Origin of the sequence: Corynebacterium uropygiale (assembly GCF_021568315.1) — a bacterium.
Classification (GTDB): Bacteria; Actinomycetota; Actinomycetes; order Mycobacteriales; family Mycobacteriaceae; genus Corynebacterium; species Corynebacterium uropygiale.
In genome coordinates this window covers 164,852-182,473 of record NZ_JAKGSI010000001.1, presented here as the reverse complement: position 1 = coordinate 182,473, position 17,622 = coordinate 164,852, and the positions used below count along the sequence as shown (strand labels likewise).

Annotated in this window: 19 protein-coding genes; 13 read left to right on the top strand and 6 right to left on the bottom strand. The window is 66.3% G+C overall.

The genetic code is table 11. The features are described from left to right. Nucleotide 1: 1 nt before the first annotated feature. From L1O03_RS00865 to L1O03_RS00845, 5 genes are all read left to right on the top strand, one after another. A complete protein-coding gene (locus tag L1O03_RS00865) occupies nt 2–514 on the top strand; it encodes a monovalent cation/H+ antiporter subunit E (RefSeq protein ID WP_236117536.1) in 513 nt (170 codons plus the stop codon). Next, nucleotides 511–783, top strand: a complete 273-nt coding sequence (locus L1O03_RS00860) for a cation:proton antiporter (RefSeq protein ID WP_236117535.1) — start codon at nt 511–513, stop codon at nt 781–783. Before L1O03_RS00865 ends, L1O03_RS00860 begins: the two co-directional genes overlap by 4 nt. Nucleotides 784–785: 2 nt before the next feature. Continuing rightward, nucleotides 786–1,190, top strand: coding sequence for a Na+/H+ antiporter subunit G (locus L1O03_RS00855; RefSeq protein ID WP_236117534.1), 405 nt, complete (start codon nt 786–788; stop codon nt 1,188–1,190). A gap of 193 nt (nt 1,191–1,383) precedes the next feature. Further along, a complete protein-coding gene (locus L1O03_RS00850) occupies nt 1,384–1,665 on the top strand; it encodes a type II toxin-antitoxin system RelE/ParE family toxin (RefSeq protein WP_236117533.1) in 282 nt (93 codons plus the stop codon). After that, nucleotides 1,658–1,951, top strand: a complete 294-nt coding sequence (locus tag L1O03_RS00845) for a HigA family addiction module antitoxin (RefSeq protein WP_236118025.1) — start codon at nt 1,658–1,660, stop codon at nt 1,949–1,951. Before L1O03_RS00850 ends, L1O03_RS00845 begins: the two co-directional genes overlap by 8 nt. A gap of 161 nt (nt 1,952–2,112) precedes the next feature. On the opposite strand, the gene L1O03_RS00840 is transcribed toward L1O03_RS00845, so the two are convergent. Then, nucleotides 2,113–3,672, bottom strand: coding sequence for a catalase (locus tag L1O03_RS00840; protein ID WP_236117532.1), 1,560 nt, complete (start codon nt 3,670–3,672; stop codon nt 2,113–2,115). 195 nt (nt 3,673–3,867) lie between these two features. On the opposite strand from L1O03_RS00840, the gene L1O03_RS00835 reads away from it, so the two are divergent. After that, nucleotides 3,868–4,437, top strand: a complete 570-nt coding sequence (locus L1O03_RS00835) for an RNA polymerase sigma factor (RefSeq protein ID WP_236117531.1) — start codon at nt 3,868–3,870, stop codon at nt 4,435–4,437. Between the two features lie 103 nt (nt 4,438–4,540). Further along, entirely contained in the window at nt 4,541–5,896 is a 1,356-nt protein-coding gene (locus L1O03_RS00830; RefSeq protein WP_236117530.1) for a YkvI family membrane protein, read from the top strand. A gap of 48 nt (nt 5,897–5,944) precedes the next feature. Here L1O03_RS00830 and L1O03_RS00825 read toward each other — a convergent pair whose 3' ends face one another. Continuing rightward, nucleotides 5,945–6,976: an aspartate-semialdehyde dehydrogenase gene (locus L1O03_RS00825; RefSeq protein WP_236117529.1), complete on the bottom strand. Its 1,032-nt coding sequence runs from the start codon at nt 6,974–6,976 to the stop codon at nt 5,945–5,947. A 52-nt stretch (nt 6,977–7,028) separates the two neighbouring features. Further along, nucleotides 7,029–8,294, bottom strand: coding sequence for an aspartate kinase (locus L1O03_RS00820; protein WP_236117528.1), 1,266 nt, complete (start codon nt 8,292–8,294; stop codon nt 7,029–7,031). Nucleotides 8,295–8,476: 182 nt separating this feature from the next. On the opposite strand from L1O03_RS00820, the gene L1O03_RS00815 reads away from it, so the two are divergent. The 6 genes from L1O03_RS00815 to L1O03_RS00790 all read left to right on the top strand — a co-directional run bounded on the left by L1O03_RS00815 (nt 8,477) and on the right by L1O03_RS00790 (nt 14,878). Beyond that, a complete protein-coding gene (locus L1O03_RS00815) occupies nt 8,477–9,316 on the top strand; it encodes a DMT family transporter (protein WP_236117527.1) in 840 nt (279 codons plus the stop codon). 201 nt (nt 9,317–9,517) lie between these two features. Continuing rightward, entirely contained in the window at nt 9,518–11,335 is a 1,818-nt protein-coding gene (leuA, locus tag L1O03_RS00810) for a 2-isopropylmalate synthase (RefSeq protein WP_236117526.1), read from the top strand. 23 nt (nt 11,336–11,358) lie between these two features. Further along, complete coding sequence (locus L1O03_RS00805; RefSeq protein ID WP_236117525.1) at nt 11,359–11,721, top strand: SdpI family protein; 363 nt, start codon at nt 11,359–11,361, stop codon at nt 11,719–11,721. Between the two features lie 39 nt (nt 11,722–11,760). Beyond that, the gene (locus tag L1O03_RS00800; protein ID WP_236117524.1) at nt 11,761–12,810 is read left to right on the top strand and encodes an exonuclease domain-containing protein; all 1,050 of its coding nucleotides are present in this window, start codon (nt 11,761–11,763) and stop codon (nt 12,808–12,810) included. 9 nt (nt 12,811–12,819) lie between these two features. After that, nucleotides 12,820–14,133: a MurT ligase domain-containing protein gene (locus L1O03_RS00795; protein ID WP_236117523.1), complete on the top strand. Its 1,314-nt coding sequence runs from the start codon at nt 12,820–12,822 to the stop codon at nt 14,131–14,133. Beyond that, nucleotides 14,126–14,878: a type 1 glutamine amidotransferase gene (locus L1O03_RS00790; protein WP_236117522.1), complete on the top strand. Its 753-nt coding sequence runs from the start codon at nt 14,126–14,128 to the stop codon at nt 14,876–14,878. Before L1O03_RS00795 ends, L1O03_RS00790 begins: the two co-directional genes overlap by 8 nt. A gap of 59 nt (nt 14,879–14,937) precedes the next feature. Here L1O03_RS00790 and recR read toward each other — a convergent pair whose 3' ends face one another. The 3 genes from recR to L1O03_RS00775 form a co-directional block, all read right to left on the bottom strand. Beyond that, complete coding sequence (gene recR, locus L1O03_RS00785; protein ID WP_236117521.1) at nt 14,938–15,594, bottom strand: recombination mediator RecR; 657 nt, start codon at nt 15,592–15,594, stop codon at nt 14,938–14,940. Nucleotides 15,595–15,677: 83 nt separating this feature from the next. Then, a complete protein-coding gene (locus tag L1O03_RS00780; RefSeq protein ID WP_236117520.1) occupies nt 15,678–16,007 on the bottom strand; it encodes a YbaB/EbfC family nucleoid-associated protein in 330 nt (109 codons plus the stop codon). Between the two features lie 95 nt (nt 16,008–16,102). Beyond that, a complete protein-coding gene (locus tag L1O03_RS00775; protein ID WP_236117519.1) occupies nt 16,103–17,608 on the bottom strand; it encodes a tripartite tricarboxylate transporter permease in 1,506 nt (501 codons plus the stop codon). Nucleotides 17,609–17,622: the final 14 nt, after the last annotated feature.

Here is a 17,622-nt window from a genome sequence, read left to right as displayed (position 1 = left end):
GATGCATGTACTTCTGTATATCCCCTGGTTGATTAAGGAAATTATCGTCTCGGGCGTGCAGCTGATCGTCCGCGGGCTCACGCCGGGCAACCCGATGCAGCCGGTCATCGTGGCCTACCCGCTGCGCGTGACCTCCGCCTGGCAGGTGTTCTGGTTCACGTCCTCAATCACGATGACGCCGTCGACGCTCTCCCTCGGCCTGCGCGAGCCCGAGCGCCCGGGCGGCCCCTACCAGCTGCTCGTCCACGCCGTCTTCGGCGAGGACCCCACCGATGTGTGCGCCAGCCTCGCCGACATGGAGGCCCGCATGGCCCCGCACGTCCGCGACATCGACCACGGCGCGCCCGGCCAGGGCCCCGCCGGTGAGGAGCGCACCCTCGACGAGCGCTACTGGGCGCACCCGCCGTACACGGTGCTGCCCCGTCGCGCGGGAGACACGGTGGGCATCACCCCGAGCACCGAGAACACCGCGAGCGGGCTTCCCGGCGACCCCGACGTGGAGGAGGAGAAATGACACTCTTTGAAACGATCCTCACATGCTGCGGGGTGATTATCGCGGTGAGCATCATCGTCTCGCTCATCCTCATCCTGCGCACCAAGGACTGGATGACGCGCGCCGTGATGTCCGACATGATCTTCTACGGCATGCTCTCCATCTACTTCCTCTGGACGCTCAACAATGAGACGTCCGTGTCCTATGAGGTGGCGCTGCTCGGCGCGGTGAGCGCCGGCGTGCTCCCCACTCTCTCGATGGCTCGCATCATCTCGAAGGGACGGCGGTAGGCATGAGTACCGCGGAGATTATTGTTTCCATCCTGGCGATCATCGCCACGCTTCTCGTCGTGACGACGGCCGCCCTCCTCTGGCGCGCCCCCGACGCCCTCACCAGGGTCAATGTGTTGGGCCCGACGACCTCCCTGGCGCTGCCTTGCCTGCTCATCGCCAAGCTGGTTGCGGATATTTCCCGCCACGGCCTGCAGGTGAACGACCTCATCCGGGCGATCATCGCGATCGCTGGGGTGTGGGTCATCTGCGCCGTCGGGAGCTTCTATATTGCGCGCTCGATCCACGGCGTGACCATCGTGGATCCGGGTTCGGACCCGATGACGCTACACAAAAAGGAGCTCCGTCGAGAAACGCGCTCAGCTGATCTCCCTCAGTCTCCACGCGCTCGCGACCAGAAGAAATAACCCATGAGCAGGCGCCCATAGCTCCACAAGTCCCCACACACTGGTGAACGACGCGAGCAGGGCCGGGCGCAACAGAGTAAAGCCCCTCCCCAGCGAGATGGGGAGGGGCTTGCGATGCTGGCACGAAGCGGACAGGACCAGCACAGAGAAGTAACGGATTGCGTTATTAACGCGGTTCGTTCATACTCGGGGTGTGATCAACTCGTTCGCTGACAAGCACACAGAACTCCTGTGGCACCGCCACAAGTCACCGAAGATTGATCCCACCATCCAGCGGACGGCACTCCGAAAACTCCGCCTACTTGACGCAGCTGCTCATATTGACGATCTTCGGGTACCTCCCGGCAACCGTCTAGAAGCCTTGAAAGGTGACCGAGTTGGGCAGCACAGTATCCGAATCAACGCACAGTGGCGGATTTGCTTCACGTGGACTAACAACAACGCCGAGGGAGTTGAGATTTGTGACTATCACTAAGGATTTCCCGCCCATCCACCCTGGGGAGGTTCTTTCAGAGGATTTCCTCAAGGAGCTAGGTATGAGCCAGTACCGACTAGCTCAGGAGATTCATGTGCCCGCCCGCCGGATCAATGAGATCGTCCAAGGTAAGCGAGGAATAACAGCAGACACAGCGCTACGACTGGGGCGGTTCTTCGGCACGTCCTCGGAGTTCTGGATGAATCTCCAGTCACGTTACGAGCTTGATGTGGCGTTGGATCGCAACGAGGACGAGGTGATGGGGATTGAGCCAATGTCGGGGTAGCGACATGCTTTCCCACGAGGAGAAAGCTCCTGAGCACGACGCCTAAAGCCGGCCGAGGTTGGTCCCCACGGCCGCCCCGCGCTGGACGTTGAGAGCGCGGGCGGCGGCCGAGCCGGCCGGCTTGAGGCGCCTGTGCAGGCCTGGAAGGAAGCCGAGGGGTCTTACTTCTTCTGCGCGAAGAGCTCCCGGACCCGGGCACCGAGGTTGGTGTCCACCTTGTCCCAGTACTCGTAGCACTGCTTCTCGACCTGCTCGCTGACACCGATCATCGCGTTGGTGATGTTGTCGGCGAGCCGCTCCTTCTCATCATCATCCATGACCTCGCGGTAGAGGATGCCCGGCTGGATGAAGTCATCATCCTCGGGGTGCTGGATGTAGGCGGCGCGGGTGAGGTCGTTGCCGTGGGAGTCGACGGAGATGTAGAGGTCCTCGGCGGGGCCGTAGGTCTTGCCGGAGGAGGAGCTCACACCGTCGTCGAGGTAACCGGCAGCGCGCTCGGTGCGGTTCGGGCTGTACACCGGCTGGTCCCCATCGTGGAACAGGAAGTTCATGGGGCCCTCGTGGGTGTAGGTGTTGCGCGGCACGCGGGACTGGTTGACGGGCAGCTGGTGGTAGTTCGGCCCGATGCGGTAGCGCTGCGCATCCGCGTAGGCAAAGGCGCGGGCTTGCAGCATGCGGTCCGGGGAGAGACCGACGCCCGGGACGAGGTTCGCCGGGTCGAGGGCCAGCTGCTCGATCTGCGCGAAGAAGTTGCGCGGGTTCCGGTTGAGGACGAAGTAGCCCACGTCGATGAGCGGGTAGTCCTTCTGGGACCAGGTCTTGGTGAGGTCGAAGGGGTTGAAGCGGTAGCTCTCCGCCTCATCGACCGGCATGATCTGGACCTTGACGTCCCAGATCGGGTAGTCGCCCCGCTCGATGGCCTCGTAGAGGTCCTGGCGGTGGTAGTCCGCGTTCTGGGCGGCCATCTCGGTGGCCTCGGCGTCGGTGAAGCACTCCCAGCCCTGGCGGGTCTTGAAGTGGTACTTCACCCACACGGGCTCGCCCTCGGCGTTGATCCACTGGAAGGTGTGGGAGCCGAAGCCGTCCTGGTGGCGGCTGGTCTTCGGGGTGCCGCGGTCACCCATGAGGTAGGTCACCTGGTGGGCGGACTCCGGCGTGCGGGTCCAGAAGTCCCACTGCATGTCGGGGTCGCGGAGGTTGGAGCCGAGGGTGCGCTTCTGGGAGTGGATGAAGTCGGGGAACTTAATCCCGTCGCGGAGGAAGAAGGTGGGGGTGTTGTTCCCCACGATGTCGTAGTTGCCCTCCGTGGTGTAGAAGCGGAGCGCGAAACCGTGGACGTCACGCCAGGTGTCGGGGGAGCCCTGCTCGCCGGCGACGGTGGAGAAGCGCGCGACCATCGGGGTCACGGTGCCGGGCTGGAAGAGAGCGGCCTTGGTGTACTGGGAGACATCGTGGGTGATGTGCAGCTCACCGAAGGCGCCGTGGCCCTTGGCGTGGGGGTTACGCTCCGGGACGCGCTCGCGGTTGAAGTGCGCGAGCTTCTCGATGAGATGGAAGTCATTGAGGACGTTCGCACCCTGCGGGCCGGCGGTCACCGACACGTTTTCGCTGGCGACGGGCGCGCCGTTGAGCCGGCGGGTGGGAGTGGTCTGGCTGGGGTTCAGTCCCTTGGACACGATCTCATCGGCGGCAGAGGACTGCTGATTGGGCTGATCAGCCATGTGAGTCACCTCGTTCTTCAATCGAAATAAAAACAGGTTGCGCCTATGGGTTTGTGGACATCCCATAGTCTAACCCACTCCATCGGCGATCGCAAGGGAAAACTTTTTAATCCGCGGACTTTAATAGGTTTTCCAAAGGCTACCCTCTGTTCCCGCCACGGGAGCGCGCCCGGCCCACTGGTATCGTCAGTCGGTGTGAAGAACCCCGCGCGCCACGACGATGAGCTCGTCACCGAGCTCGCCCTCGCCGCAGGCCGCGGGGACCGCGAGGCCCTCGCCCAGTTTATTCGCGCCACCCAGGATGATGTCTGGCGTCTCCTCGCCCACCTCGGCGGTCCCGAGAGTGCCGACGATCTCACCCAGGAGACCTACCTCCGCGTCCTCGGCGCCCTCCCCCGCTTCGCCGCCCGCAGCTCCGCCCGCACGTGGCTGCTCTCCCTTGCCCGGCGCGTGTGGGTGGACAACATCCGCCACGACATGGCCCGGCCCCGCAAATCCGCCGCCGACTACGACGAGGTCGCCGCCTCCCGCCCCGACGAGGGCACGGACTCCGCGACGTGGTCCGCGTGGATCGACGCCCGGACCGTCATCAACCAGCTGCCCGAGGAGCGCCGGGAGGCCCTCATCCTCACCCAGGTCCTGGGCTACACCTACGAGGAGGCCGCGCACATCGCCGGCGTCCGGGTGGGGACCATCCGCTCCCGCGTGGCCCGCGCCCGGAAGGACGTCATCGAGGCGACGCGGATCGAGGACTCCCCGCGCTAGCCACCCGAGGGCGCGGGAGGACGTGCGACGGCACGCGGTGCCTCACGGTGCCCCGCGACAGCTCGCGGAGACATCAGACCTCCCCCTTTGTACGATGGACATTATGTTCAAGAGAATCATGGCGATTTCCTTCGCATTTATCGGCGTGGTCGTCGGCGCGGGATTCGCTACGGGCCAGGAAATGCTGCAGTACTTTATCGCCTTCGGGAAGTGGGGTATTGCCGGCGCGGTTCTGGCGTCTCTGCTCATGCTCATCCCGGCGGCTGCCGTCTTGCAATTGGGCTCCTATTTTCAGGCGCGCGATCACATGACGGTCTTCGCCCGAGTGTGCCGCCCCAAGCCGCTGGGCTGGATGTTGGACCTGGCCACGCTGGCCACGCTCTTCTGTTTGGGCTTCATCATGTTCTCGGGGGCGGGTGCGAATCTCAATCAGCAATTCGGGCTGCCCAATTGGATCGGGGCTATCCTCCTCGTGGCGCTGACGATTATCTGCGGCTTTTTGGACGTCGACAAAGTGGCTGCCATCATCGCCGCGATCAGCCCCTTTATCATCATTTTTATCTGCGTGGTGGGGATCTACGCGATTCTCACCTCGCCGTGGGATATCGCCACCTATGATCGCGTGGCCCTCGATACGGTCTCGAGCACCATCCCCCACTGGACGATCTCCTCGCTCAACTATGTGGGCTTCAACTTCATCGTCGGCGTCTCCATGGCCATCGTCATCGGCGGCGCGAACCTCGACACCCGCGCGGCCGGCTGGGGCGGCCTGGTGGGCGGCCTTTTCTTCGCGCTGCTGCTGACGCTCACCTGCGTCGCGCTCTTCCTCAAGGTGGAGACGGTGGGGCACGACGACGTCCCCATGCTCACCATCATCGCGGAGATCCACCCGTGGCTGGCGGTGGCGATGTCCATCGTCATCTACCTCATGATCTTCAACACGTGCATCTCCATGTTCTATGCCCTCGCCAAGCGGCTGAGCACGCACGTGCCGGAGCGCTTCCACCACATCTACGTGGCCCTCGTGGCGGTGGGCTTCTGCCTCTCCTTCTTCAGCTTCAAGGACCTGGTGGCCTACGTCTTCCCCACCCTGGGCTACTTCGGCATCCTCCTCATGGCGGTCATGAGCTGGGCGTGGCTGCGCGGCCGGCCGCACATCACCGCCGAGTCGGAGCGCCGCGAGCGTTTCCGTGATTTGATCCGACGCAAGCTCGACCCACGTCATTCCTTCTCCCGGAAGAATGCCGCCGAGATCCAGCGCATCGCTGAGGAGTCGAACATCGACGTCCAGCAGCTCCACGACTCGATGGCCGTCGAGATCGAGACCGAGCTCCTTGAGGATGATGAGATCGACTATGAGCCCCAGTTCATCGACAAGGAGACGGGAGAGCCCCTGCAGGATCCCGCCGAGGCGGGCGTCGAGAACACTGAGGCGGATGCTCACCGCCCGCGCGCATAAGAAACCGGGCGAGGCCGACGCCCCGCCCGGATGGCGTGTGATCGGGAGCTAGACCAGCAGCTCAGCGATCTGGATGGTGTTGAGGGCCGCGCCCTTGCGGAGGTTGTCGCCGGCGACGACGAGCACGAGGCCGCGGTTGTCCTCGACGGTCTGGTCCTGGCGGATGCGGCCGACGAGGGAGTCGTCGATGCCGGTGGCCTCGAGCGGGGTGGGGACGTCCACAACGGTGACGCCCGGCGCCTCGGCGAGGATCTGGACGGCGCGCTCCGGGGTGATGGAGCGGTCGAACTCGGCGTGGATGGTCAGCGTGTGGCCGGTGAAGACGGGGACGCGCACGCAGGTTCCGGAGACCTTGAGCTCGGGGATACCGAGGATCTTCCGGGACTCGTTGCGCAGCTTCTGCTCCTCGTCGGTTTCGAGGGAGCCGTCGTCCACGTAGTTGCCGGCCATCGGCAGCGCGTTGTACGCGATGGGGGCCACGTAGGGGCCGAAGTCCTCCGGCTGGTGGGCGGAGGTGTCCGTGGTGAGCTCGACGTTCCGATCACCGACAGCCTGGATCTGCTTCGCCAGCGCCTCGACGCCCGCCATGCCCGAGCCGGACACGGCCTGGTAGGAGGAGACGTGGAGGGTGCGGAGGCCGGCCTCGTCGTGGAGGGGCTTGAGGACGGGCATGGCCGCCATGGTGGTGCAGTTGGGGTTCGCGATGATCCCCTTCACCAGGTCCTTCGCCTGCTCGGGGTTGACCTCGGAGACGATGAGCGGGACCTCGTCGTCCTTGCGCCAGGCGGAGGAGTTGTCCACCACGGTCGCCCCGGCGGCCGCGAAGACGGGCGCCCAGGTCTTGGAGGTGGATCCGCCCGCGGAGAAGAGGGCGATGTCAACGTCCGCGACACTCTCCTCGGTGACCTCAGCGAGGTCCTCGACGGTGACCTCCTCGCCGCGGAAGCTGAGGGTGCTCCCGGCGGAGCGGGAGGAGGCGAAGAAGCGGATCTTATCGCAGGGGAAGTTCCGCTCCTCGAGGATGCTGCGCATCACGCGGCCCACCTGGCCGGTGGCTCCAACTACTGCCAGCGTGGTCATGGGTTCGTCACTAGTCCTTTCGTGGGGTCGTGGGTGGCGGTGGGTGACGGTCTTAGCGCCCGGTGCCGGCGTAGACGATGGCTTCTTCCTCGCCCCCGAGCTGGAAGCGCTCGTGGAGGGCGCGGGCGGCGGCGTCGAGGCTGTCCTCGCGGATGAGGACGGAGATGCGGATCTCGGAGGTGGAGATGAGCTCCATGTTGACGCCGGCATCGCGGAGCGCCTCGGTGAAGTCGGCGGTGACGCCGGGGTGCGACTTCATGCCCGCTCCGACGAGGCTGACCTTGCCGACCTGGTCGTCGTAGAGGACGTTGGACCAGTGGCCCTCGGTCTGCAGCTTCTTGAGCAGCTCCATCGCGCGGGGGCCGTCGGCGCGGGGGCAGGTGAAGGTGATGTCGGTGGTGTTGTCCTCGAGGGAGGAGACGTTCTGCAGCACCATGTCGATGTTGATCTCCGCGTCGGCGAGGGCGCGGAAGACCTTGGCGGCCTCGCCCGGGGTGTCGGGGATCCCCAGAACGGTGATCTTGGCTTCGGACTTGTCGGTCGCAACACCGGTGAGTACGGCTTCTTCCACGGGAATATCCTCCATTGATCCGGCGACGAGGGTGCCGGGGTCGTTGCTATAAGACGAGCGGACGCGCAGCGGCACGTCGAAAGCGCGCGCGTATTCCACACTACGCAGCACCAAGATTTTGGAGCCGACGGCAGCCAGCTCGAGCATTTCCTCGAAGCTGAGTTTCTCCAGCTTCTGCGCGTTGGGCACGATGCGCGGATCGGCGGTGTAGACGCCGTCCACGTCGGAGTAGATCTCGCAGACGTCGGCGTTGAGCGCGGCGGCGAGGGCGACGGCCGTCGTGTCGGAGCCGCCGCGGCCGAGCGTCGTGACGTCGCGGGATTCCTTATTCACTCCCTGGAACCCGGCGACGATGCAGATCTTGCCCTGGTCCAGCGCCTCCTGGACGCGGCCGGGGGTGACGTCGACGATCCGGGCGTTGCCGTGCCGTTCGGTGGTAAGCACACCGGCCTGGGAGCCCGTGAAGGATTGGGCCTCCGCGCCGAGGGACTCGATGGCCATGGCGACGAGGGCGTTGGAGATGCGCTCACCGGCGGTGAGCAGCATGTCCAGCTCGCGGGCGGGCGGCACGGGGTTCACTTGGGCGGCGAGATCGAGCAGGTCATCGGTCGTATCCCCCATGGCGGAGCAGACCACGACGACGTCATTGCCCTTCTTCTTCGTGGCGACAATGCGCTCCGCCACGTTGCGAATGCGCTCTGCACTCTCGAGGGACGATCCACCATATTTCTGTACGACCAGAGCCACCTTGGGCGCCTTTCCGTGTCGGGGTGTGACTTACGTGCTCCATAGTGTAGCGTGGACGGGCCCATCTCTAATAATGGAACGGCGTTCCTCATAGTGAGATATTCGCCATGTCAGCGTGGACGATGCCCGCCAGATTCTCGCCAGATGCCGGCGGAATGACGCACTCCCTTTACACTAAGAGCGTGACGGATAATTTTCTCTCTATAGTTTTTGCGCTGGCCTCCGCCCTGACGATCGCCTGGGGAACGGCCGTCCGTCACCGCATCGCCGAGGCCGGCCCCTCCGAAGGCTCCGCCATCCTCACCGCGATCCGCCAGCCCCTCTGGTGGGCGGGCCTCGGAACCTCCCTCCTGGCCTACGGGCTCCAGATCCTCGCCCTCGGCTTTGGCCCGCTGCTCATTGTGCAGCCGATCCTCGTCATGTCTCTCATGTTCACGCTGCCGATCTCCGCCCTCTACGACGGCCGCCGCATGCCCCTCAACGAGATCCTCTGGGCCGCCGTGCTCTGCGTGGCCGTGGCCATCGTCGTTCTCCTCGGCCGCCCCGTCGGGGGTGTCGACGCCCCGAACCTGCGCCACTGGGCCCCGGCGCTCATCATTGGCGCGGTGGTGCTGGGCACGGCGTACCACTTCTCGGGCCGCCTCATCCGCCGGGAGAAGGCGCTGGTCCTGGGCCTGGTGACGGGGGCGCTCTTCGGCTTCGTGGCGGTGTTCTCCAAGGCGGTGGCGGACGCCCTGCGCTCGGAGGGCGTCTGGGCGCTCCTCACCACGTGGGAGTTTTATGCGCTCGTCCTCTCCGCCTTGGTGGGGACGGCCGTCCAGCAAATCGCTTTCGACGCCGGCGCCCTGCGCAATTCCCTCCCCGCGATGAAGATCGGCGAGCCCATCGTCGCCTTCATCCTCGGCTACGCGGTGCTGGGGGAAAGTTTCCAGGTCAGCGGCGGGGATTATGGGTGGCTCGGCGGGGCGCTCGTCGTCATGATTGTCTCGACGGTGACGCTGTCCCGCAAAGGTCTCAATTGATTCCTCGGGGTGGTGTGCGTTACAGTGTTCCCCATGATTCAGAACTCGCGGCTCCTCCTTCTTCGCCGCGGCGGGATTCAGGCTTAAATTTCACGGCCGGCACCCCGTCGCGGAGTGTGTGTTGCCGGCCGTGGCCCAGCCCCCGATACTGCACCTAGCGCACGTATCACCCAGCCTCATCCCGGAAGGATCACCTCCCCCATGTCTCCCCAGGACTCTTTCTTCTCCGCCCCCGCCGACCTCAGCACCCCCGCCGGTGACATCCCCTCGGACCAGCCGGCCTGGAACAAGCAGCGCAACTCGCAGATGCCGGTCTCCCGCTACATGCCCTTCGCGGAAGAAGTGGAAGACATCCGCCTGCCCGACCGCACCTGGCCGGACCGCACCATCACCCGCGCCCCGCAGTGGTGCGCCGTGGATCTGCGCGACGGCAACCAGGCGCTCATCGACCCCATGAGCCCCGAGCGCAAGCGCCGCATGTTCGAGCTGCTCGTCACCATGGGATTCAAGGAGATCGAGGTCGGCTTCCCCTCCGCCTCCCAGACGGACTTCGACTTCGTCCGGGAGATCATCGAGAAGGACATGATCCCCGATGACGTCACCATCCAGGTCCTGGTCCAGGCCCGCGAGCACCTCATCCGCCGCACCTTCGAGGCCTGCGAGGGCGCGAAGAACGTCATCGTTCACTTCTACAACTCCACCTCCATCCTCCAGCGCGACGTCGTCTTCCGGAAGGACAAGGAGGCCATCAAGAAGCTGGCCACCGACGCCGCCTCGCTCATCAAGGGCATCGCGCAGGACTACCCCGGCACGAACTGGCGCTGGGAGTACTCCCCCGAGTCCTTCACCGGCACCGAGCTCGAGTTCGCCAAGGAAGTATGCGACGCCGTGACGGCCATCATGGAGCCCACCTCCGAGAACCCCATGATCATCAACCTGCCGTCGACGGTAGAGATGATCACCCCCAATGTCTACGCGGACTCCATCGAGTGGATGCACCGCAACCTCAACAACCGCGAGGCCATCATCCTCTCCCTCCACCCGCACAATGACCGGGGCACCGGCGTGGCCGCCGCGGAGCTCGGCTACCTGGCGGGCGCGGACCGCATCGAGGGCTGCCTCTTCGGTAACGGCGAGCGCACCGGCAACGTCTGCCTCGTCACCCTGGGGCTCAACATGCTCACCCAGGGCGTGGACCCGCAGATCGACTTCTCCGACATCCAGCGCATCCGCCGCACCGTTGAGTACTGCAACCAGCTGCGCGTCCCGGAGCGCCACCCCTACGGCGGCGACCTCGTCTTCACCGCCTTCTCCGGCTCCCACCAGGACGCCGTCAACAAGGGTCTCGACGCCATGGCGCAGAAGGTTCGCCCCGGCGCCCACAACACGGACGTCTCCTGGGAGGAGCTGCGCGGCACGAAGTGGGAGGTCCCCTACCTGCCCATCGACCCGAAGGATGTGGGCCGCGACTATGAGGCTGTTATCCGCGTCAACAGCCAATCCGGCAAGGGAGGCGTCGCGTACATCATGAAGACCGACCACGGTATGAAGCTGCCGCGCGCCCTGCAGGTGAGCTTCTCCTCCGTGGTCCAGGAAGTGACCGACGCCGAGGGCGGCGAGGTCAACTCCAAGAACATGTGGGATATCTTCGCCACCGAATACCTTGACCTGGATAAGCCGCTGGAGCTCTCCTCCATCCGCGTGGACAACGCCCACACCGAGGACGAGGACGCCGAGGTCCGCGCCGAGGTCGTGATCGACGGCGAGGAGCTCACCCTCCACGGCACCGGCAACGGCCCCGTCGCCGCCTACGCCAACGCGCTGGAGAGCCAGAACATCGACGTCGAGGTCATGGACTACTCCCAGCACGCCCGCTCCGCGGGTGACGACGCCGAGGCCGCCGCCTACGTGCTGGCCGAGGTCAACGGCAAGCAGGCATGGGGCGTGGGGATCGCCAGCTCCATCACCTACGCCTCGCTCAAGGCGGTCACCTCGGCGGTGAACCGGGCGCTGAGCTAGCTCTCTTCAGCTAGGCTCGGGCCATGCCGCTCGTCGCATCGATTATCGCCGCCTTCGGACTCGTTGTCGTGGGAGGCGTTATCCTCTCCATCAACCACGCGGTGCAGAACACAACGCTGCGCCGCAACGATCTCGTGGGGATTCGGACCTCGCAGACGAAGAAGAGCGACCGCGCGTGGCAGGTGGCCCACGAGGCGGCGCTCACCCCGATGCGCATCACTGCGTACCTGTCTTTCGCCTGTGCGGCTCTCACCGTGGTGATCGGCGCGTTCGCACACTCGGAGGCCCTGATCGTGGTGGCGATAGGCCTGTCCTATGTGGCGTCACTCGCCGCCCTGACGTGGGCGTGCAGGGTGGCCCACCGGGCTGCTGCTGCGGTGCAATAGGGAGGGGAGCCACAAGGCCCCGTACGCTATGCTGCCATTATGTCCTCACCAGCCACTCCTCTTGTGTGTCTCACTCTGCAGACCACAGGTCTGCACCCGACGACGTCACGGATTGTCGCCATTGATGCTCTCGTTTTCGAGGAGGGGCCACAGGGCAAATTCCAGCAGGTAGAGGAGTTCTATCGGGTCATCAACCCAGGGCGGGGCGACGATCCTGGCCCCGCCCACATGCATGGGCTTACCCCGCCGGATGTCGCGCAGGCGCCGGGTTTCACGCGCTCGTTCAAGGAGATCGAGGAGCTGCTTCGGGGGCGCGTCCTCGTGACGTTCGACGCCGCCTCGACGTGGGGGTTCCTCGCCCACGAGTCCCGCCGGGCCCTGTCCGCCGCCGCGCGTGCCCAGCGCTCCCGTCGTCGTCGACGTGGGCGGGGGCGCAAAAAGCCGGGCGCAGTGCCCCTGCCGCAGCGAATCATCGACCTGTCGGAAAGTGCCCACCGCCAGGGGATTCACCTCACAGATTCCCGCCTCGTGGCGTTGGCCCACCACCTGGGGCTCACGGAGACGACGGCCGCTGCGAGCGTCGAGCGCACCCTCATCCCGCCGGCTGAGGCGCAGCGCGAGCTCACCCGGCTGAGCTGGGAGATTTTCCTCCAGCTCCGGGAAGGCAAGCTCTGCGAGTACGATCCTGCGGAATTGAAGTCGGATCCGGTGGGAATGCAACGCAGCACGGTGCGGGTCCAGGCGGCGAAGGCGCCGCGCGCGCTCGAGAATCCGGGGGTGTACCAGCCGGGTTCGGAGCTGCAGCCGGGCATGGAGATTGTCATCTCCCCGGACATTGAGGACGATCCGGATGAGCTCATCGAGCTGCTCGTCGAGAAGGGGCTGGCGTACACGGAGAAGCTCACGCGGGAGTCGTCGCTCGTCGTGTGTAATCTGACGCGAGATCTTCGTGGCAAGGCTATGCACGCGCAGCGTAAGGGTATTCCGCTCATGGGGGATACGGCCTTTCGGGCGGCCGTGGGCCGGATACCCGACCCGGATGGCGAGGCCCCGCCCAGGGTCTCCCCCTCCACGGAGCGCGACCGCTAACCTAGAAACATGAATTCTCACCGACCCGCCCTCACGCTTCCCCCTCCGGTCCGACGGCTGCGTACCTCGGTGGCCAAAGGCGCCGCGCACCTTGCCACCCGGGCCTCCCGGGCGACGGGTCGCGGTGCGGGCGGGATGATCGGCGGGCTGGTGGCCCGCCTCATCGAGCCGGACATTATGGGTTCGCTCATCCGCAACCGCCCCACCATGCTCGTCACGGGGACGAACGGTAAGTCCACCACCACTCGCATGCTCACCGCAGCGCTGCGCACCGCGTTTGACGTGGCGAGCAACGAGGGCGGGGACAACATGGACGCCGGGATCGTCTCGGCGCTGCTCGCTGGGGAGGATGCCACGCACGTCGTCCTCGAGTGCGATGAGCTGCACGTTCCGCACGTGGCGGACCTCCTAGAGCCGCAGGCCCTCGTGCTGCTCAACCTCAGCCGGGACCAGCTGGACCGGGTGGGTGAGATCAACAAGGTGGAGCGCGCGCTGCGGCAGTGCGTCGCGGACCACCCGGACATGCTCGTGGTGGCGAACTGCGATGACGTGCTCATGACCTCCGTCGCCTATGACGCCCAGCACGTCGTGTGGGTGTCCGCCGGCGCCGGCTGGCTGGGTGACAGCGTCTCCTGCCCCCGCACCGAGGGGCACATCGTGCGGGATGGTGAGGATTGGTACGCCGTTAACCGCCTCCCCGATGGCCGTGAGTTCCGACGCCCGCAGCCCACCTGGTGGGTGAAGGACGGCACTCTCCACGGGCCCCAGGGTGAGCGGCCGCTCTCCCTGCGCATCCCGGGTCGGGCCAACCAGGGCAATGCAGCCCAGGCTGTGGCCGCCGCGGTGGCGAGCGCCGCGATCCCCTTCGAGCAGGCGGTGGGGGCCGTCGAGACCGTCGATAATGTGGCCGGACGCTACTCCACTATTCAGTGGGGCGAGCGCCAGGTGCACCTGCTGCTCGCGAAGAATCCGGCCGGCTGGCAGGAGGCGCTCTCCATGGTGGATCGCAGCGCAGACGGGCTGGTCATCGCGGTGAATGGGCAGGTCGCGGACGGTGAGGACCTCTCCTGGCTGTGGGATGTGCGCTTCGAAGACTTCGAGGACCTCGCGGTGAAGGCCTCCGGGGAGCGGGGCACGGACCTCGCGGTGCGGCTGGTCTACGCGGATATTTCCCACGAGCTCATCAAGGATCCGCTGGCCGCCATCCAGGCTTGCCCGCCCGGGCGGGTGGAGGTCCTCGCGAATTACACGGCCTTCCGGGATCTCAAGAAGGCCCTGGAGAAGGCCGCCGCCGCTGACACGAAGGAGGCTGGACATGCCTAAGCTCACGATCGGTCTGGTGCTGCCGGACGTCCTCGGCACCTATGGGGACGACGGCAACGCCCTCGTCCTCCGCCAGCGGGCGCGCATGCGTGGCCTCGACGCCGAGATCCACTCCATCCGCCTCGGCGACCCCGTGCCGGAGTCCCTCGACATCTACACTCTCGGCGGCGGCGAGGACACCGCCCAGATCCTCGCCTCCAAGCACCTCATTTCCGACGGGGGCCTGCGCCGCGCCGCCGAGGCCGGCCGCCCCATCTTCGCTATCTGCGCTGGTCTGCAGGTGCTCGGCGAGTCCTTCCGCGCGGGCGGCAGGGTCGTCGACGGCGTGGGGCTGCTCGACGCCACGACGGTCACCCTCGACAAGCGGGCGATCGGCGAGGTGGCGTCGGAACCCACCGGCGCGGGCATCACCGCGGAACTCAGCGAGCCGCTCACCGGCTTCGAGAACCACATGGGGGCCACGCTCCTCGGGGAGAGCGCCCAGCCGCTCGGGCGGCTGACCCGCGGGATCGGGAATACCGACGAGCACGGCGCCTCGGAGATCGCCGGCGATCCGCGGCAGGAGTTCGCGGAGGGCGTGGTGCAGGGAAGCGTCATCGCGACGTACATGCACGGCCCCGCCCTGGCCAGGAATCCGCAGCTCGCGGACCTGCTGCTCGCGCGGGCGCAGGGGGTGGCCCTCGCTGATCTGGAGCCGCTGGACATCCCGGCGGTCACGCAGCTGCGCGCGGAACGGCTGGGGTAAGGCGCGGCGGGCGCGGGGGCGCGCGGGCCAGCCCCCCCCCCGCCAGCCCGGCGCTCTCCTTAGAGGGTGAGCCTCCCCGAGAGGGCGCGGGAGAGGGTGAGCTCGTCGACGAACTCGAGGTCCCCGCCCAGCGGCATGCCGGAGGCGAGGCGGCTCACGGTGAGGTCGGGGAACTCGCGGAGGAGGCGCAGGAGGTAGGCGGCGGTGGCCTCGCCCTCGGTGTTCGGGTCCGTGGCGAGGATGACCTCCTTGATGACGGGCGGGTCATCGTAGAGCGGATGCTCGGGGGTGGAGTCCGCCAGCTCGCGGTCTTTCAGCGCCCCCGCGATCCGCTGCATGAGGGTGTGAATGTTGAGGTCCTTGGTGCCGATGTTCGCCAGCGGGTCGAGCGCCCCACCGAGGACGTGGTAGCGGCCGTTGTATTCGCCGGTCCGCTCGATGAGCTGGATGTCTTTCGCCTCCTCGACGACGCAGATGGTGGTGGCGTCGCGGTGGGAGTCCGCGCAGATGCGGCACACCGGCTCGCGGGAGACGTTGCCGCAGATGCGACAGAAGGTCACACCATCGCGGATGGCCAGCAGCGCCTGGGCGAGGGCGTCGATGTCCTCCGGGTCGGTTTTCATGAGGTGGAAGGCGATGCGCTGGGCGCTTTTAGGTCCTACTCCAGGGAGGCGGGAGAGCTCGTCGATGAGGTCTTGGAGAGGTCCTTCGAACATGGGTGGGTCCTTGTGGTCCTTCGGGGCTCGGAAAAGGCCCCCGCAGCGCTCGGCCGCGGGGGCGGGGAGGTGGGTGCTTGGGGCTACTGGAAGAGGGAGCCCATCGCGTCATCGCCGAAGCCCTGGGAGAGCGGTCCCATCTTCTCTTCGGCGAGGTCAGCCACCTTCTTGTGGGCGTCGGCGAAGGCGCCCATGATGAGGTCCTGGAGGGTGTCGACATCCTCGGGGTCGACGACCTGCGGGTCGATGGTCACGTCCGTGACCTGCCCGCTCCCGGACATAGTGACGGTCACCAGGTCATTGCCCGCGGTGCCCTTCACCGTGGAGGCCAGAATCTCCTGCTGCGCGGCCTGGAGCTGCGCCTGCATCTGCTGCGCCTGCTGCAGCAGCTGGTTCATATCCGGCTGAGACATGTTTTCCCCTTTAGTCCTGTCGGCAGTTTGTCCCCGGCGATTGTACCCGTGCGCCCGCCGCGGTGGCGAAGCGGGCGGCGAGCGCGGCGGCCGGCCTAGGCCTCCTCCGCGAGCCGCCGACGGATCCGGCGCCCGACGACGGTGTCGAAGATCATCGCGACCACCGCGATTCCCAGGAAGGTCATGGGCAGCGGGTGGACGAGCATGTCCACCACGCTGCCCTTGGAGAGCAGGATCGCCTGGCGGAGCGTCCCCTCCAGCATCTCGCCCAGCACGATGCCGATGACCACGAGCGCACTCGAGAGCCCCACCATGCGGAGGAAGAAGCCGATGATTCCGAAAATGACGACGAGGAAGGCGTCGAAAATGGAGCCGTGGAACCCGTAGGCGGAGACCATCGCGACGAGGAGGATGAAGGCGTAGAGGTAGTGGCTGGGGATGTTGAGGATCGAGCTGAACACGGGGGCCAGCGGGTAATTGAGGATGAAGCCGATGACGGCGCTGATGGCCAGCGAGCCGATGATGAGCCACGCGAGGTCGCTCTGGGATTGGAAGAAGGTGGGGCCGGGGTCGAGGCCGTACATCATGAGGTAAGCGAGGAGAACGGCGGTGACCCCGGAGCCGGGGATGCCGAGGGCGAGCGTCGGGACGAGGGCGCCGCCCACCGCCGCGTTGTTCGCCGCCTCGGGGGCTGCCACCCCGCGGGGAAGGCCGGTGCCGAAGTCCTGGGGTTTCTTGGAGAGCCGCTTCTCCACCGAGTAGCCGAGGAAGGCGCCCAACGTGGTCCCGGAGCCGGGCAGCACGCCGGAGATGAAACCCAGGAGGGAGCCTCGCAGCATGGTTCCCAGGGTTCCGACGAGGTCCTTGGCGCTCGCCTTCTGGCCTCGGGCGCTCAGCATGCGGATTTTCTCCGAGCGGCTGCACGCCACCGCGTGGATGATCTCCCCGATCCCGAAGAGGCCGATGATGACGATGACCACGTCAATGCCACTGAGCAGTCCCTGGATGCCGAACGTGAAGCGGGAGTTCCCGGTCTGGCTGTCGATGCCCACGGTGGCGAGCATGAGCCCAAACACCACCGCGAGCAGGGATTTCACAATGCCCGCCCCGACGAGGGTGCTGGTCAGCACGAGCGCCATGATGACGACGGCGAAGTACTCGGCGGGCCCGAAGCTGATGGCCAGCCGCGACAGCGGGGCAACGAGCAGCACGAGCCCCACGATGGAGAGCAGCGAGCCCACGAAGGAGGCGGTGGCGCTGATCTGGAGGGCCCGGGCGCCCTCGCCGCGGCGGGCCATGGGATAGCCGTCGAGGGTGGTCATGATGGCGCCGGCATCGCCGGGCATGTTGAGCAGGATGGAGGAGATGCGCCCGCCGTACTCGGCGCCCAGGTAGATGGCCACCATCATGATGAGCGCGTTGGAGGGGTCGAGCGTCATGGCGAGCGGGAGCAGCAGCGCGATGGCCGTCGAGGGCCCCAGCCCGGGGATCATGCCGACGATGGTCCCCGCGAGCACCCCGCCTGCCACGTAGAGCAGGGCGATGGGATCGGTGATGACGTCCATCAGCCCGCCCCAGAAGAGTCCGAGAGTCTCCGTCATGGTGTGTCTCCTTG